This window comes from Caldifermentibacillus hisashii (assembly GCF_039654145.1).
Lineage (GTDB): Bacteria > Bacillota > Bacilli > Bacillales > Caldibacillaceae > Caldifermentibacillus > Caldifermentibacillus hisashii.
The window spans coordinates 928,861-946,975 of the sequence record NZ_CP155467.1; the positions used below are offsets into that span (position 1 = coordinate 928,861).

At 36.2% G+C, this 18,115-nt stretch carries 13 protein-coding genes and 1 riboswitch; of the genes, 11 read left to right on the forward strand and 2 right to left on the reverse strand.

Annotated features, from left to right (window positions below; genetic code table 11):
• The first annotated feature begins 270 nt into the window (after positions 1 to 270).
• The 8 genes from NSQ14_RS04370 to glf all read left to right on the forward strand — a co-directional run bounded on the left by NSQ14_RS04370 (position 271) and on the right by glf (position 13,611).
• Positions 271 to 981, forward strand: coding sequence for a LytR/AlgR family response regulator transcription factor (locus NSQ14_RS04370; RefSeq protein ID WP_216405476.1), 711 nt, complete (start codon positions 271 to 273; stop codon positions 979 to 981).
• Positions 978 to 2,300 (forward strand): GHKL domain-containing protein, encoded by a 1,323-nt coding sequence (locus NSQ14_RS04375; protein WP_346216925.1) that lies wholly within the window; start codon positions 978 to 980, stop codon positions 2,298 to 2,300. The genes NSQ14_RS04370 and NSQ14_RS04375 overlap by 4 nt, the downstream gene beginning before the upstream one ends.
• A 361-nt stretch (positions 2,301 to 2,661) precedes the next feature.
• Positions 2,662 to 4,431, forward strand: a complete 1,770-nt coding sequence (locus tag NSQ14_RS04380; protein WP_034768508.1) for a methyl-accepting chemotaxis protein — start codon at positions 2,662 to 2,664, stop codon at positions 4,429 to 4,431.
• 474 nt (positions 4,432 to 4,905) lie between these two features.
• Positions 4,906 to 7,791, forward strand: a complete 2,886-nt coding sequence (locus tag NSQ14_RS04385; protein ID WP_051988997.1) for a glycoside hydrolase family 3 protein — start codon at positions 4,906 to 4,908, stop codon at positions 7,789 to 7,791.
• Positions 7,792 to 7,872: 81 nt separating this feature from the next.
• Entirely contained in the window at positions 7,873 to 10,320 is a 2,448-nt protein-coding gene (locus NSQ14_RS04390) for a glycoside hydrolase family 3 C-terminal domain-containing protein (RefSeq protein ID WP_346216926.1), read from the forward strand.
• Between the two features lie 2 nt (positions 10,321 to 10,322).
• Positions 10,323 to 10,949, forward strand: coding sequence for a hypothetical protein (locus NSQ14_RS04395; protein ID WP_346200620.1), 627 nt, complete (start codon positions 10,323 to 10,325; stop codon positions 10,947 to 10,949).
• A 33-nt stretch (positions 10,950 to 10,982) separates the two neighbouring features.
• Positions 10,983 to 11,999: a glycosyltransferase family A protein gene (locus NSQ14_RS04400; protein ID WP_328186165.1), complete on the forward strand. Its 1,017-nt coding sequence runs from the start codon at positions 10,983 to 10,985 to the stop codon at positions 11,997 to 11,999.
• Between the two features lie 502 nt (positions 12,000 to 12,501).
• A complete protein-coding gene (gene glf / locus NSQ14_RS04405) occupies positions 12,502 to 13,611 on the forward strand; it encodes a UDP-galactopyranose mutase (RefSeq protein ID WP_346216927.1) in 1,110 nt (369 codons plus the stop codon).
• A 219-nt stretch (positions 13,612 to 13,830) separates the two neighbouring features.
• Here glf and NSQ14_RS04410 read toward each other — a convergent pair whose 3' ends face one another.
• Positions 13,831 to 14,931 carry a 5-methyltetrahydropteroyltriglutamate--homocysteine S-methyltransferase gene (locus NSQ14_RS04410; RefSeq protein WP_095141431.1) on the reverse strand — a complete coding sequence of 367 codons (1,101 nt, stop codon included), beginning with the start codon at positions 14,929 to 14,931 and terminating at the stop codon, positions 13,831 to 13,833.
• 129 nt (positions 14,932 to 15,060) lie between these two features.
• Positions 15,061 to 15,164: riboswitch (SAM riboswitch) on the reverse strand.
• Between the two features lie 282 nt (positions 15,165 to 15,446).
• On the opposite strand from NSQ14_RS04410, the gene NSQ14_RS04415 reads away from it, so the two are divergent.
• The 3 genes from NSQ14_RS04415 (at position 15,447) to NSQ14_RS04425 (ending at position 17,462) form a co-directional block, all read left to right on the forward strand.
• Positions 15,447 to 16,604 (forward strand): DUF4317 domain-containing protein, encoded by a 1,158-nt coding sequence (locus NSQ14_RS04415; RefSeq protein ID WP_034768519.1) that lies wholly within the window; start codon positions 15,447 to 15,449, stop codon positions 16,602 to 16,604.
• Between the two features lie 229 nt (positions 16,605 to 16,833).
• Positions 16,834 to 17,043, forward strand: a complete 210-nt coding sequence (locus NSQ14_RS04420) for a helix-turn-helix transcriptional regulator (RefSeq protein WP_034768521.1) — start codon at positions 16,834 to 16,836, stop codon at positions 17,041 to 17,043.
• On the forward strand, positions 17,040 to 17,462 hold the full coding sequence (locus tag NSQ14_RS04425; protein WP_051988998.1) for a hypothetical protein: 423 nt from the start codon (positions 17,040 to 17,042) through the stop codon (positions 17,460 to 17,462). Before NSQ14_RS04420 ends, NSQ14_RS04425 begins: the two co-directional genes overlap by 4 nt.
• Positions 17,463 to 17,790: 328 nt before the next feature.
• Here the strand turns inward: NSQ14_RS04425 and NSQ14_RS04430 are convergent, their stop codons facing one another.
• Positions 17,791 to 18,021 carry a hypothetical protein gene (locus NSQ14_RS04430; RefSeq protein WP_034768523.1) on the reverse strand — a complete coding sequence of 77 codons (231 nt, stop codon included), beginning with the start codon at positions 18,019 to 18,021 and terminating at the stop codon, positions 17,791 to 17,793.
• Positions 18,022 to 18,115 lie beyond the last annotated feature (94 nt).

Genomic DNA, 18,115 nt, shown 5'->3' on the forward strand with positions numbered 1-18,115 from the left:
GAATTTCCGGAAATCAATCTAGTTTTTTCGGCGAGACCACCCACACGTCTTTAGGATGCGATACCCAATTAAAATTTTGCAATACTAGATTTGGCGTAACTAGAATCATTATAGTAGGCCGTTTGTATTAAAAATGACGGTGTGCTATAGTTACATTAAAAAAGAAATTTTCCTTATTTATTTTTGGTGAGTATTGAAAAGGCTTGCTATTTTTGTCACTTCCGTTAAATTGAAATGTCCATCCGAAACTAAAGTGAGAGGGAGTTAGGAATGATACGGATTGCCATCGTTGAGGATGATCATAATTATAAAGAACAGTTAATTGACTTTCTTCATAAGTTTAAACAAGAACAAGGTGAAACAATTTCAATTGAAACTTATAATGATGGAGATGAAATCGTTGAAAACTATCATGCCCAATATGACATCATTTTAATGGATGTACAAATGCAATTTATGGACGGGATGTCAGCGGCAGAGGAAATAAGAAAAATAGATTCCGAAGTTGTTATCATTTTTATCACGAATTTGGCCCAATATGCGATTAAAGGGTATGCTGTGGACGCTTTGGACTATATTTTAAAACCGATTTCCTATTTTCAGTTTTCACAACGATTAACTCGGGCGATTGAGCGAATGAAAAAAAGAGAAGCCCAATTTATTACTGTACGAATCAAAGGAGGAGTACGGCGATTTCAAGTTTCTGATATTTATTATATTGAAAGCTTTGGACATCAATTAATCTTTTATACAAAAGAAGGCGAGTTCACCTCATCCGGAACGATGAAAGATTTAGAAAAGGAATTGGCTGACTTTCATTTCTTTCGGGGCAATAAAGGTTATTTAATAAACTTAGCTCATGTTGAAGGAATGAATGAAAACTGTGCCGTTGTTAGAGGGAAGGATCTTTTGATCAGCCGTCCAAGAAGGAAAGCATTCATGGAAGCGTTAGCTAATTATTGGGGCGAGGTGATTAAATGACTAATGTCATTCCGGATATACCGAGAATCTATACAGCCTTGGCCGAATGGATGGCCTGCCTCATTTATATCTCATTATTAAAAAAGCGATTAACCGGTTGGAAACTGATAACATTTTCCGTTTGTACACTATTCATCCAATCTATTTTTTTAGTTATAACGAGAGATTTACCGATTGTTTTTTGGATTCCGTGTATGATCATGGCAATCGGTATGATGCTTTTTTTCATTTTTTTTAGTTGTGATATTACGATTTTTGAAGCAGGTTATTTTAGCGTAAGAGCATTTGTCGCTGCAGAACTGATTGCTTCTTTGGAATGGCAAGTGCATTTCTTTTTTTGGAATGCAGAAAAAGCGACTTTGCCAATGGAATTACTATTATTATTTGCCATCTATGGAGTAGCATTTTTATTCATTTGGTTTCTGGAAAAACGTCAAGTTCCGATTGATGGAAAATTAAATATAAGACTGCACGAATTATGGTCAACGGTTGTGATCGGGGCGGCCGTCTTTGCCATGAGTAATTTAAGTTTCATAACGACGAGAACACCGTTTAGTGGGCAATATGCGCAAGAAATCTTTAACATTCGTACATTGGTAGATTTAGGTGGATTTGCCATTCTTTACGCTTACCATATTCAATTAAATGAATTACGCGTCAGACATGAATTAAAAGCAGTGCAAAATATTTTGCAAAATCAGTTTGTTCAATATCAACAATCAAAAGAAAGTATTGAAATGATCAATTTTAAATACCACGACTTAAAAAACCAAATTATTGCGCTTAAAGCAGAAAAAGATGCAGATAAGCGCAATGAGTTTTTAACAAAAATGGAGAATGACATTAAGCTGTACGAGGCACAAAATAAAACGGGGAATCATGTATTAGATACATTGTTAACCAGTAAAAATATGAATTGTATGAAAAACGGGATTACGCTAACCTGTGTAGCAGACGGAACATTACTGAATTTCATGGATGTCGTCGATATTTGTACGATTTTCGGAAATGCGCTCGATAATGCAATTGAATACGAACAAAAAATAGCTGATAAAGAAAAACGATTAATCCATGTTTCTGTTTTTGCACAAAAGGGATTTTTGATGATTCGTATTGAAAATTATTTCGAAGGCGAGCTCAAGCTTGAAGGGGACTTGCCGGTCACGACAAAAAAGGATACGTTTAATCATGGTTACGGGCTGAAAAGTATTCGCTATGCGGTTCAGAAGTATGGCGGTGTCGTTAGTGTAGATCAAAAAGATCATTGGTTTGAACTAAAGATCCTCATACCTTTGAAAAAAGAAAAATCGGATCTTTGAAAGAATTTTCATGGCTTGGATAAGACTCAGTGTCAATCCAGGCCTTTTCTATTTAAAAAGGCTCTTTTATCGTCCAGCAGCATTCGGTCAAGATTTTTTCAAAACAGGAAATGCAATAACAGTTTGTGCAAAAAAATGAACAGTTTATGCAACGTATTTTTACAAACAAAATAACATGATAACATTTGACTATGTTTTAATGTCGGCAATAGTTGCGGCTATCCTAATCAGACCGGATAAGCTTAATAGAAACGAACTACTTTCCAATTAATTTCCAGCTATATAAAATGGGACTTCTATCTCTATGCTGAATCCTTTAGGTCATATTGTCCTTAAATTAAATATTTGGAGGTAATTATCATTGCGAAAATCGATTACATATCGAATTTTGATTATACTCTTTTTTTTATTGTTTCTTTTTCTATTTAATACTGTCATAAGTGGTGTTACGAACAGCCAAGTACAGTTATCATCTGCCCTGTTTTCAAACTACTTTGTAAAAATAGAAGGGGAGCAGGTAAAAATAGCCAAAGAAATAGGGGAAATTAAATTATCAGTTGATCGGTATATTCAAGGAACAGTGAATGATCCAAAAGAAGTGTCTGAAAAGATACAAAATAATATTGAAAAAGTAAGAAATAGTTTAAAGATAATTGCAAATAAAAGCGATGGGTTTTCCGAAAAGGCGATGAATGATGAACTTAAGAATGCTTTTGCTCCTTACTTAAAGAATATGGAAGCGTTTTTGGAACAAGCTACGAATATTGCAGAAGATATTTCAAATGGTGATATTCCATCAGTAAAAGAAAAATATCTAACATATGAGTCACTATTAGAAGAAATGCATGTCGCAGAGACCGATTATCAAACGGTTTTAGATAAAAGTATTGACCACGAAGGTAGTCTCATCCACTCCCGAGTTTACAGATCCACTATTATCGTTTGGGTAATGGGAGTAATTTTTATCGCAGCAGTTGCAATAGCTGTTTGGATTTCAAAAAAGACGATTATATCACCGTTAAAAAACGCAACAACGAGTTTAAATCATATCATTCAAAAGCTCGAAAATAATGAAGGCGATTTAACAGTTCGCATTGAAAACCGTTCTGAAGATGAAGTCGGACAGATGGTTAAAGGTATCAATCAATTTTTAGATGCTTTACAAAATGCTATGATTTCTATTAAATCCGGTTCCAAGTTCATTTATCAATCTACTGAAAATATTAGTCAGCAAATATTAGAATGTAAAGATTCTACATCCAGTATTTCTGCCGGATTAACTGAATTAACCGCAAGTATGGAAGAAATAAGCAGTACGATCCAGAATGTCGATTATGGCGCTCAAGAAGTCCTATCCGCCTCTAACGATATTGCCGATGACGCCAAAACAAATTTAACGCATGTCAGTAGTATTGTTGAACAAGCAGATGTAATTCAAATACAAACGATAGAAAGTAAAAAACAGACAGAAGAGGTTCTTCAAGATATTAACAAATCAATGAGTTTGTCTATAGAGAATAGCCGTTCTGTAAAAAGAATTAATGAACTTACGGCAGATATTTTAGAAATTTCCAATCAAACGAACTTACTTGCTTTGAATGCATCGATTGAAGCAGCGAGAGCAGGAGAATCAGGAAAAGGGTTTGCAGTAGTTGCTGAAGAAATTAGGAAACTATCAGAGAGTACCAAGGAGATTGCAAGTAATATTCAAAATATCAATTCGCTAGTCATTCATGCTGTAGATGAACTTGTAAATAATGGCGAAAAACTGTTGTCCTATATTACGGAAAACGTTCTGCCTGATTATGATGGGTTTGTAAATATCGCAAATAAATATAAACAAAATATTGATACAATAAATGCTATGTTAACTCGCTATCAAGAAAAGTCCGGCGATTTGAGGAGAATTTCAAATAATATGGCTGAAGGTATTGAAGGAATCACAATAGCAGTGGAGGAAAGTGTAAGAGTCATGGTTCAATCAAGTGATGATACCGCTATGTTATTAAACTCAATAACGGTCATTTCTGATGAATCTTCAAGAAATTGGGAAATTGTAGATGACTTAAATAAACAGGTGGATAAGTTTAAAAAAGTTGAAAAAGAGACATTGGAACAACCTGCTAAATAAGTTAGTTCGTTTTATCTTTACCTTGGTTATGTAGTTTGCTAATTTTTATTATGTGAATCAAAAATTGGCTTGAACTAAAGATTTCATACCTTAGTGAATCGAATATTGGATGAATTTTCTTGGCTTGGATAAGACTCAATGTCAATCCAAGCCTTTTCTGTTAAAATATAGACTTTATTATTCAGCATTCATTTCAGAGTAAGATTTATAAATAGAAAACGCTTTTACAGTTTATGCAAAAATCCATGCAGTTCGTGCAAGTAAATTTTATAAGAAAAAAACTGTGTTAGTATAAGAATGTCAAATATGAGGAAGGAAGAAAGGGCTTAAATTTTTTTGAGGATATGGAGAAATTATGAAGCTATTATTATATTTTTGAAAATGAATACGCTTAAAATCCTCTGAAAATTTAAGTTTTCGCAAAGATTTCTTCCACATAAAAAAATACTATATTAAGTGAGGGGGAGTAATTACATGAGTAAAACCAAGAATAAAAAAAGATCTCGCATTATTTGGAGATCGGTTTTGTCTGTTTTGTTGGTAATTGCTATTGGGGCAAATATTGCCTTGTATCATTTTTCAGATGTTATTTCAGCTTATTTTTCTACGATTGACATGGATAGTAAGGAAGCGGTTGCTGCACGTGAGACATCAACAAAATTAGTTGAAAAAATTGCTGATGAAGGTATTGTCCTTCTTAAAAATGATGACAATACACTTCCACTTAAAACTTCACAAGAAAAAAAGACGAAGGTAAACGTTTTTGGATGGAGTTTTACAAATCCAATCTATGGTGGGACTGGTTCCGGTTCAGCGGATGCTTCTACAGCCGTTACACCAAAGGCGGGACTAGAGTCTGCAGGATTTGAAGTGAATGAACAATTATATAAAGCATATGTAGATACAGGTTTAGAAAGACCAATGGTAGGAATGAATGGTCAAGATTGGACGATTCCAGAACCTGAACCAACAAAATTTTATACAAATGAACTTATGAGACAAGCTAAGGAATTTTCCGATACCGCTATCATCTTTATTGCTCGTTCCGGTGGTGAGGGTGCAGATCTTCCGGTAAGTTTAGATGGTGAAGATACCTTTGATCCAGAGGGCGGAGCATTCGGTGCTACGGGCGTAAGATATGGGAATAAAGATGATCTTGACGCAAATAAACATTACTTGGAACTAAGTAACCGTGAAAAAGGGATGATTGATGCAGTTACAGCAAACTTTGATAACGTTATTCTTGTTGTCAATAGTTCCAATACATTTGAGCTTGGCTGGGTTAAAGATTATAGCCAAATTAAAAGTGTGGTCAATATTGCCGGTCCAGGTCAAAATGGCTTCACTTCTCTTGGTAAAGTTCTTGCCGGGCAAGTTAATCCATCAGGTAGGACAGTCGATATTTATACTGCTGATTTGTTGAAAAACCCGGCAATGAGTAGTTTCGGTGATCAATACTATGTACTTAAAAACGAAGATGGATCATATTCTATTGCAACTGATAAACAAAAAGTAAAATTAAATTACGTTGATTATAAAGAGGGCGTTTATTTAGGATACCGTTTTTATGAAACAGCCGCCGATGAAGGTGCAATTAATTATGATGAAGAAGTTGTTTATCCGTTCGGTTATGGTTTAAGTTATACAGAGTTTGCACAAGAAGTTGTACCCAATAGTTTAAAATGGGATGATGAAAATATTTCGGTTGATGTAAAAGTAACTAATACAGGTTCAGTGGAAGGTAAAGAGGTGGTTCAGTTGTACTACTCAGCACCTTACACAGGAAAAATTGAAAAACCATCAAAAGTTCTTGGTGCTTTTGCTAAGACAGATGTGATTAAACCAGGTGAATCAGAAACGATAACTCTATCATTTAAGGTAGAAGATATGGCATCTTATGATTCAAATAAAGTTTATACATCAAATGGTGGATATGTTCTAGAGGCGGGAGAATATTCCTTAATGCTTATGAAGAACTCTCATGAAAAAATTACGGATGTAGCTTCTAAGGAACTCTCTCAAGTTACTTATTATACAGAAGGTCGTTCCAGTGATCAACAAGTTGCTGTGAATCGGTTAGACAACGAACTAACAGGTGAAGGTAGTCTAACTAAGGTTCTTTCAAGAGCTAATGGTTTTGCAAATCTAAATGAAGTACTTACACAAGATCAAACTTATACGGTTAAAGATGCAGAGAACAAAACAATGACGGTAAAAGGTAAAGTTACAACTACTAATTTTGTTAATTATATAAACGGAATCAGATATGATGTACCTGCTGATACAAATGACAAAGCACCAACTACGGGAGCAGAAAACGGAAAGACATTAAAAGACTATGTAGGTGTCGATTACAATGATGAAAGTTGGGATACTTTACTTGATCAATTAACGGTTGATGATTTGGTTAGTCTTTCAACCTTAGGAGGATACAGAACCGTTGAAATTGAATCAGTAGGTAAACCTGCAACTTTAGACTATGACGGGCCAGCAGCTATTAATAATATGAATATGGCTGCAAATGGACAATCTGGTATCGCATTCCCTGCAGAAGTTATGCTTGCATCTACTTGGAATGTTGAATTAGCAAAACAAATGGGCGAAAGTATTGGTGCTGAGGCTCAAGCTTATGGTGTTACAGGCTGGTATGCACCTGCTATGAATATTCATCGTACCGCATTTGCCGGACGTAACTTTGAATATTATTCAGAAGATGGATTACTTTCTGGTAAGATGGCAGCAGCTGTAACGAATGGATTCCAAAGCAAAGGTGGATATGTTTACATCAAACACTTTGCTTTAAATGACCAAGAAACAAATCGTACAAATGGTGTTTTAACATGGGCTAATGAACAAACCGTTCGTGAAGTTTACTTAAAACCATTTGAACTTGCGGTTAAAGAAGGTGGAGCCGGAGCTGTAATGTCGTCTTTTAACAGTATCGGTAATACATGGGCAGGTGCTAGCTCGGGTCTGTTAAAAGAAATCCTTCGTAACGAATGGGGATTCACTGGTTTGGTTGTAACTGATTTCTATATGATTAATGCCTATCCTTATATGAATTATGAACTGGGTATCCGTAGTGGAAATGACTTGTATTTAACAGGTGCTGCCCCTGTTGGTGTTGCTGAAGTAAATACTGAAAGTAATGACACGTTATGGGCGATGAGAGATGCAGCTCACAGTATCTTATACACTGTTGCAAACAGTAGTGCAATAGACAATCCCATGAGCTCAGAAACTCCAACATGGGTTAAGATCACCATTGCGGTTGATGTTCTTGTTGCTTTAGGTATCGGTATCGGTTTCTTCTTAACATTTCGAAAGGGAAAGGAAAAAGGAAAAGAAAATGCTGCCTAAAGTATAATGACTCGAATAAAAGAAAAATTAGGCGGTACTTCATCCGAGGTACCGCCCAAAAAATAAAAAAGAGGAATGACTATGAAATATAAAGACATAATTCGAGAAATGACCCTGGAAGAAAAAGCCTCTCTTATGTCCGGAAAAGATTTCTGGCAATCGCAAAATATTGATCGTCTTGGCATCCCCAGTATGTTTCTTGCGGATGGTCCGCATGGGGTTCGGAAACAGGCCGCTGCAGCCGATCATCTGGGCTTAAATGAAAGTATCCCGGCAACTTGTTTCCCAACAGCAGCAACCGTTGCGAATAGTTGGAATGTGGAACTTGTTGAAAAAATGGGCAAATATCTTGGGAAAGAGGCAGTTGCTCAGAAAGTCAATGTTTTGCTGGGGCCAGGTATTAATATGAAAAGAAACCCATTGTGTGGAAGAAACTTTGAATATTACAGTGAAGATCCATATCTTGCCGGAAAAATGGCTGCCGGGCTCATTCGCGGAATTCAATTGAATGGAATTTCCGCTTGTGTGAAGCATTTTGCCGTCAATAATCAAGAAGAAAGACGGATGGTCATTGACACAATTGTCGACGAGCGGACACTCCGAGAAATTTACTTAACAGCTTTTGAAATTGCTGTTAAAGAAGGAAAAACGAAAACAGTTATGTCTTCCTATAATATGTTAAATGGCACACATACGAATGAAAATATACATTTAATGAGAGACATTCTCCGCGATGAATGGGGGTTTGATGGTGTCGTTGTAACAGATTGGGGTGGAAACAATGATCGTGTTGCTGGACTCCTTGCCGGCAATGAATTAGAAATGCCGACAACAGACGGTGAAACAGATAAAGAAATCGTCGAAGCAATAAAAAGCGGAAAAATTCAAGAAGAAGTGTTAGATGAATGTGTCGACCGCTTATTGGATCTTATTTTCACGACAGAAAAAATATTTGAAAAGCCTCATATCGATTTTGACACGAAAGAACATCATCAAATGGCCCAAAAAGTGGCCGAAGAATCCATTATCCTATTAAAAAATGAAGGAAATATTTTACCATTAAAAAAAGATGCAAAAGTAGCCGTGATTGGTGATTTTGCAGAAGAGGCAAGGTATCAAGGAGCCGGTTCATCCATTGTCAATCCGACCATTTTAAATCATACATTGGATTGCCTTGATGAATCCGGTATTAAAGCTATTGGCTACGAGCCGGGTTTTGAACGATACGGGAAAAAGAATAAGAAAAAAATAGATAAGGCATGTGAACTGGCAAGTCGTGCCGATGTCGTTCTATTATATATCGGATTAGATGAAGTGACAGAGGCTGAAGGATTAGATCGGGAAAATATGAAAATCCCGGAAAATCAGGTCGAATTATTACATGCTATATACGAGGTAAACCGGAATATTGTTGTTGTTCTTTCATGCGGTTCGGCTGTAGAAATGCCTTGGATTGATAGAGTGAAGGGGCTCGTCCACGGATATTTAAGTGGGCAAGCGGGGGCTAAGGCCGTCTTGAACGTACTAACCGGAAAAGTCAACCCATCCGGTAAATTAGCAGAAAGCTACCCAATCCGTTATGAAGATACCCCTTCCTATCATCACTTCCCGGGCAAAGAAGTAAGTGTCGAATATCGGGAAGGACCATACATTGGCTATCGTTATTATGATACAGCGAATGTCCCGGTATTGTTCCCGTTTGGCTACGGGCTAAGTTATACAACATTTGCGTATGCCGATCTTAAGGTAAGCCGCAAAGGAGTAACATTTAACATAACGAATACCGGAAATCACGCCGGATCAGAAATTGCTCAACTGTATGTCGGTTGCAAGTCTGAAGCAATTTTTAGACCAAAAAAGGAATTAAAAGGATTTAAGAAAGTTTATCTTCAACCGGGTGAAACAAAGGAAGTTACCATTTCCTTTGATGATAAAACATTTCGTTATTTTAACGTAAAAACTAACCAATGGGAAATTGAGGATGCTGAATATGAAATAATGATTGGTGCTTCAAGTGTGGATATAAGATTGAATGGAAATCTACATGTCGAAGGAACCGCAGCACCCGTACCGTATGAAAAAGAAAAACTGCCATCTTATTATTCTGGAAAAGTAAGTAATGTAAGTTTAGAAGAGTTTGAACATTTGATTGGCAGAAAAGTTCCTGATCCGAACTGGGACCGTTCAAAGCCGCTTGGATACAATGATACAATTGCACAATGCCAATATGCAAAAGGTGGTTTTGCAAGATTTGCCTTTCATCTTATAAAATTTGCCCATTGGTTTTTAAGAAAAATTGGAAAAAGAAGCACGGCCAATCTCATCATCATGTCTGTTTATCATATGCCATTTCGGGGGATTTCCAGAATGACCGGCGGCATGATTAACATGCCAATGCTCGATGGCCTTTTAATGATTGTAAACGGACATTTCTTTAAAGGACTAAATTATTTCTTAAAGCAAAGAAAATTAATGTTAAAAGAAAAAAGTTCTTTAACCCGTGAAACTGACGCAGTTAAGGAGATGTAATCATGGCGAGTGGTAAAATCAAACAAAATAAAATGGTTGCGGGAATGATTGATATATGGGTAAAATACAAAGAGAAGCACCCGAATATTGCGCAGTTTCTAGTGTTTTTTATGTTAAGTAACGGGGTAACAGTTTTACAATTTGTATTAATGCCTTTATTAAAAAGCATTTTTGGGCAAACATCATTGGTAGACACAAATTTTCAGATTATGCAATTTGGGCACAATTTTGATGGTAGTCCTTATTATGTTTTTGACTATGCAGCGGGGTCCCTATCTAATGGTGGCGGTGGCGGTCTTGCTTATTTCCTTGCCGTACAAATTACAATCGGTATTGCACAAGTCATAAACTTTTTTGCCCAAAGAAATATAACATTTAAGTCGAATAGTAATATTTGGAAAGCTGCTTTTTGGTATGTCGTTGCTTATATTTTAATAACTATCGGTGCTGCAGCAGCTCAAGGTTTCTACAAAGCGCCAATCTATAACTATCTCATGAATACATGGGGATGGGGATCTGCTGGTGAAACGACTGCCGATATTATTACAATGCTCATTAACAGCGCAATTTCCTTCTGGGTATTTTTCCCGATCTTTAAAATTATTTTTAAAAACGAATCGGAAAAGTAGAAACCTAGGTTCAAAAAAAAGGTAGTGTGATAGATGAAATTATTATCAGTCGTTATTCCTTGTTATAATTCACAAGAATATATGAGAAATTGCATTGACTCCCTGTTGCCCGGGGGGGAGGATGTGGAATTGCTGATAGTAAATGACGGGTCCCGGGATCAAACAGCAGTAATTGCCAATGAATATGCAAAAAAATATCCAACTATTGTGAAAGCAATCCATCAAGAAAACGCCGGCCATGGTGGGGCTGTTAATACCGGTATTCGTCATGCTTCAGGTTTATATCTAAAAGTTGTGGACAGTGATGACTGGGTCGATTATCCATCGTATATGAAAATCTTGCACAAACTGAAAACGATGGCGAGAAATCATACGGTTGTTGATATGGTGGTCAGCAATTTTGTATTTGAAAAAGAAGGAAAGAAAAACAAGAAAGTAATGAAGTATGAAAATGTCTTTCCGCAAAATCGGATTTTTTCATGGGACGATATCGGTCGTTTTCGTAAAGGGCAATATATCATGATGCATTCCCTTATTTACAGGACGAATTTATTAAGAGAATGCGGCTTGGAATTACCGAAACATACTTTTTATGTTGATAATTTGTTTGTTTATCAGCCGCTCCAATATGTGAAAAAAATGATTTACATCGATGTGAATTTTTACCGTTATTTTATTGGCAGAAACGACCAGTCGGTAAATGAGAAGGTTATGATAAAACGAATTGATCAACAGATAAAGGTAAATAAGCTTATGATTGAACTTGTAAAATTGGATACAATTGAAAATCCAAAGCTACGGGAATACTTGCTCAATCATATTGAAATCGTGACGGTTATTTCGGCAATTATGTTAATTCGTTCAGGTACCCCGGAAAACTTGGAAAAGAAAAAGGAATTATGGAATTTTATTAGAGAAAGAGATTTTGAACTATATCATAATCTTAGATACGGAATGTTAGGTCAGCTCATGAATTTGCCCGGGCGAGTTGGTCGAACCATTTCTGTCGGAGCCTATAAAATCTCGCAAAAAATTGTCGGCTTTAATTAACAGATTTACTTGTAAAAAAGATGGCAAGTTGAATGCACATACCTTTCAATGGTAAGATAGTTGAAAGGTATTTTTTTTACAGATAAAACCAGCATGACGGTTATAAGGGGCTGAAAAAAGTATGGATTGAGGCTACTGAAAAACTACTCGAAATAAGTTCATGACCCAAAAATATAGTATGGTTAACCGCAAAAGTATTTCTAGTTATGGCGTTCGGAAAAATTTTTTCGCACCTTTTCAGTAGACTAGAGTGCCTTTCACGGACAAAAAGGGAAGCCAAACAGCGAGAACTGTCCAATAGAGCAAGCTCTCACCGACAAAAAGGGAAGTTAATCAGGAGAAACTGTCCAATAGAGCGGCTCTCGCGGACAAAATCGCAAGTCAATCCGTAGAAACAGAGGCTGTCCAAAAAGTCACTAATTTTGACTTTTTGGACAGCCGCTTCTTCATAAAGTGAGAAACGATTTTTGTTAGTGAATTTAAATAGCAAGGTGGAAGAAAGATGAATGAGGATTATTTAGTGGTAGGTTCCGGGCTTTTTGGCAGTACTTTTGCCTATGAAGCTGCCAAACGAGGGAAAAGGGTTAAGGTCATTGAAAAGCGGGACCATATCGGTGGTAATATTTATACTGAAACTTTGGAAGGGATTCAAGTTCATAAATACGGGGCCCATATTTTTCATACAAATAATAAGGAAATTTGGAACTATGTAAACCAGTTTGCTGAATTTAATCGATACACAAATAGTCCAATAGCCAATTTTAAAGGGGAAATTTATAATCTACCTTTTAATATGAATACATTTAATAAATTATGGGGTGTGATTACCCCGGAAGAAGCAAAAGCGAAAATTGAGGAACAAAGAAAGGCTGCCGGGATTGAGAAGCCGACGAATTTGGAGGAGCAAGCCATTTCCTTGGTCGGCACCGATATTTATGAAAAATTAATTAAAGGCTATACAGAGAAACAATGGGGAAGGAAAGCGACGGAACTGCCTGCTTTTATCATCAAACGGTTGCCGGTCCGCTTTACATATGACAACAACTATTTTAATGACCGTTATCAAGGTATTCCAATTGGCGGGTATACGCAAATTGTTGAAAAAATGCTTTCAAGTGAACGAATTGATGTGGAATTGAATACCGATTTTTTTGCAAAACGTGAAGAATATTTGCAGGAATTTCCAAAAGTTATTTATACCGGAATGATTGATCAATTTTTTGATTATCAATTTGGAGAATTAGAGTACCGTAGTTTGCATTTTGAAACGACGATTTTAGACCTAGAAAATTATCAAGGAAATGCGGTAGTCAATTATACGGATGCAGAAACACCTTTTACGCGAATTATTGAACATAAACATTTTGAATTTGGCAATCAACCAATAACAGTCATTACAAAAGAATATCCGCGAACGTGGAAAAAAGGTGATGAACCTTATTACCCGGTGAATGACGAAAAAAATAATGAAAAGTATCGGAAATATAGTGAACTTGCCGGACAATTTCCAAATGTTATTTTTGGCGGCAGACTTGGTATGTACAAATATTATGATATGCACCAAGTCATTGCCGCAGCCTTATCAGTCGTGAAAAAAGAATTTCATGAATGAGATTTTTCATAGAAAGTGGCTCGGAACAGTAATTCCGAGTCACTTTTTCCTAAAAGACACAATCCTGGAATTTTACAGTGTTCTCGTATTTCTTTGGCGATACCGATATGTTTTTATTTAGCATATGGTGAATGAACCTATAACCTGTAGTGTTCCGCAAACTTCTTTGGCGGTATTTACTTATTTTTTCTTTGCCATATGGTATAAAGAACCTAATATCTACAGTGTACCCCAGACTTCTTTTGCGATATCAATAATATATTTTAATTTTGCCCATTGCTCTTCTTCCGTTAACTTATTGCCGTGGTGAGTCGAAGCAAAACCGCATTGTGTACTAATACACAGTTGTTCAAGCGGAACATATTTGGCGGCTTCTTGTATCCGTGCTTTAATTACTTCTTTGTCTTCTAGTTTTCCGGACTTCGATGTGAAAATACCAATAACGACTTTGGGTCCGCCCTTTGGTATATATTTTAAAGGTTCAAAACCACCGGACCGTTCATCATCGTATTCAAGGAAGAAGCCGTCTACTTTTTCCTTAGCAAAAAAGGTGGGGGCGATATAATCATATGGACCCTCAAATGCCCAAGCCGATTGATAATTCCCGCGGCAAAGATGGGTTGTTACGATTAAGTCATCCGGTTTTCCTTCCAGTACACCATTTGCCACACGTAATGCCAAATCAATTGATTTTTGCCGTTCATCTTCCGGAATATCCGGGATACAGTAACCGGCAATCGCAACATCATCTAATTGCAGGTAACGACAGCCGGCATTATAGAATGCTTGAATCGCATCACGGTATGCTTGAATTAGATCTTTTGCAAAATCTTCAACATCCGGATAAACTTCTTCGTTTAGAATTCCCGGATAGAAAAATTGATTCGGACTCGGAATTGTCATTTTCGCAATGGCCCGGTCGCCGACAATTTCTTTAAATTCGATAAAATCTTGCAAGTGCGGATGGTTCGGATTAAAGCTGACTTTTCCAACAACGCGGACATTATATTTTTCGGTTTCGACGCCAACAAATTGATAACCTTGTTCAGGGATATACCCTTCAACCCCGTTTAAATGCTCCATAAAATCCGTATGCCAAAATCTCCGTCTGAACTCGCCATCCGTCACAGCTTTCAGACCAATTTCAATTTGTTTATCGACAATTCGTTTGATTTCTTCTGTTTCAATGGCTCTTAATTCCTCAGCTGTAATGGTTCCTTCTTGAAAGTCCTTTCTTGCTTTATGGATTCGCTCCGGACGAAGTAGGCTCCCTACTTGATCAGCTTTAAAAGGTGCTTTTGTAATTGTTTTTGTTGTCATGATGTTTCCCTCACTTTTTTTATTTTTTTGTTAAGCTTGTCAATATGGTAAGTCACCGGTATTGACAAATGAAAAACCTCTCTTCAAGAAAGAAGAGAGGTAAACATAACGATTATAGTTTTCGATCTCTTCTTATCTTCAAGCCAAAAGCTTTCTGGAATTGGCACAGTACTTTTAATAAGTCCGCTGCCGAGGTTTCTTCGGGCCAGTCCCTCCACCTCTCTAGATAAGAATATTTGAAAATATGAAATTAATCTTGTTTATTAATATATACGTATTATTCCTATATGTCAACTATTTTTTTAAAAAATTTGTTATGGACCTTTCGCAAATAATTTTCACCCACGTATGAACTTTCTTCAAATTTTAAGCAGATGTATGAGTAAAAATAGAGAAAAATTTTTTATCCCTTCATTAGTGATCGGCTTTATCATACGTGTTGATTGTCTTCTTCCAAAATGGTGAGCATTTGCTTATAATTAGTTAGGTAGACTAATAGAGTAGGGGAAGTTCTTATGAATGTAAAAGACATCGCAAATATCCGAAAGCAATTTAAGTTAGATAATCATCTTTTGCAAGTGAAAGATATTTTTAATGTGTATATTCGAAAAGAAAGCAGTGAAATTTTTTATCAAGAATGTCATCCGTTTCCGATGTTGGACCGGGAGCAGCAAGAATTATTTATGTTGAACTTCAAAAAGGTGTTAACCGGCCAGCTGGATGTAAAACTGTTTGAGCTAAAGTTTCAGGCGGAAGCAGAGGCGCATAGCAAGGACATTCTATACGAGGCAATCCAAAACGATGATGTTGAATCCTGGAAATCACAAATGCTTCTGCTTGTTGAAAAAATGGTCAAAGATATTCAGTATGAAAAAGATATCGTAATTACGTTCATTCGCGGCGAATATTATAAACCAACCAAAAGGACGAATGAGGAGACGGAAGAACACGCAAATGATTCCGTATATACCCATCCATTTATCCTTTGTAGCATAAATCGTACCGAACAGCCGAAAAAATCACTGCTTTTTGATTTTGTTGAGCTGGAGTTTAAAGCAAATGTAGTCGTCGATTCAATTATTAATTTAACATCACCAATGTCGGGATTCCTCTTTCCTTGTTTTACGGAAAATTACACTGATATTAATCATATTTTATACTCGACAGGGAAGGCAAACCAACCGGACTATCATATTATTGAGGATGTATTGAATGCGGAACCGGTGATGACCGCTCAAGACGATAAAGCAGTTTTTGAAGAAATTGTTAAAGAAGTGGTTGGTGAAGAAGTAGAATCGTCAACACTTTCGAATGTATATGAAGAAATTAATCGAATGATGGAAGAGGAAGAGGAACAAGATATTCCAAAACTCGATTATAAAGATGTTGAGCAGGTTTTGAAAGCAAGCGGAGTTGAAGATGTAAATCCGGAAAAAGTCGAAATGGCGTTTCAAAAAGTAATTGATGATGAAAAATATGAGCTAAAGGCAACAAGCTTAGTACCAAAATCGATAAAAATTCAAACAAAGGTTGCCAATATCTCAATCAGTCCGCAAGATTTGAAGTATGTTAAACAAGTAACCGTCAGCGGCAAACGTTGTATTTTAATTGAAGTTGATGAAGATGCCGTTATTGAAGGCTTTAAGCTCATACCGGAGACGTTGTTGAGTTGAAAAGGAATCGACTGGAGTAATGAATAAAACGAAGGGTGTCCAAAAGATGTTTATCTTTATGTTCACCCTTTTTTGTTGAATGCAGCTTAGTGAAAGATAACGGTTGCGGCAATATAGATTGGATTATCGTGAAAAAATACCGATGGAGTGTAAAGATACCTTTACATTCTATCGGTATTTTAGTATTATATATGTAAAGATATCTTTACTTTTTACGGAGGTTTGACTAATGCCGGTGATTAACCATATTCGAGAAATCCGTCAAAAAAAGGGGATCTCGCAAATTAAAATGGCTGAGGATTTACAAGTTACACGTCAAACGATAAATGCCATTGAAAAAAACAAGTATAATCCCAGTCTGGAATTAGCATTAAAAATCGTTGCGTATTTTAATATGCCGATTGATGAAATTTTTATTTTACAGGAGGATGAAAAATGAGTGTAAAAGACAGGAAAAAATGGGAAACGATTTTAACAAAGTGGACGCCATTCTTTATTATTGCTTGTGGTCTTATAGGTATTGTTCTGGGCTCATTTCTTGCTTATTTTTTTCAGGGTGAATTTCCATATGATGTATTTGCCGGTGGTTTGGTTGCAACTATCATTTTGACAATAATTCAAGTGATTAAACAGAAACGCAAAAAGGATAATTTGCCAGAAGCAGATGAACGGGTTATTCACAATGTTTTTCGTTTTTTTGCATATGCTTCACATCTTTCCTTAGCTATTTTATTTATAGCTTTAGCCGTTTTCACACTTTTAGGAAACGAGTCGATTTCCATTCTTTACCTATGGATCTTTTTCTTTTCATACATTTGGATTTTCGGGATAGGTGCTATTCTCATTAAAAGAAGGTAATCGGTTATTTAAGCAGTACACATAAGCTGTTCAGGGTCTAACCGATTTTCGGTCGACCCTTTTTTACTAATAGCAGGAAAGTATAAATTTTTCAATTTCTACTTTCCTAACACATAAGTGCACAAGGAAAGCTTCACTGGAATACATCGCAGCCGAAAAAATTTTATATTTTTTCGGTGATTAGAGAGACTTCGGTAGCATTACCTCGCAAGCGAAAATGTTTTTCCACTGAACTACGGCTCTGCCAACGCCTGAAGGCTCGGCAGTCACCGAGTTTTCTTTATAAAAATATTGATGACTGCTCAAAAATATAATAATTTCCATAATATTAAGAGGCTAACTCCATATATTCCGCAACAAACCGAAAAACATTTTGATAGTCCAATTTTCCATTTTTATACAAAAGTTCTGCGCGTTGAATTTCTGCTTCTGCAACCTGTGATTTTACCTTTACCTCCCTTAAAGTAATCGTACCGTTTAATAACTCCAGAGCCCATTTTTTTAAATTTTCATTATGAGATTGATATAAAACGTAGGATATATAACTAATCCGATCCAATGCAAACTCCCCCTAAAAAGTTTTTATTCTCTTAAATATAATTCTTCAATAGGATAGCTTCTTCCTTCTAAAATTTCGAATGTTTTGTCTACAA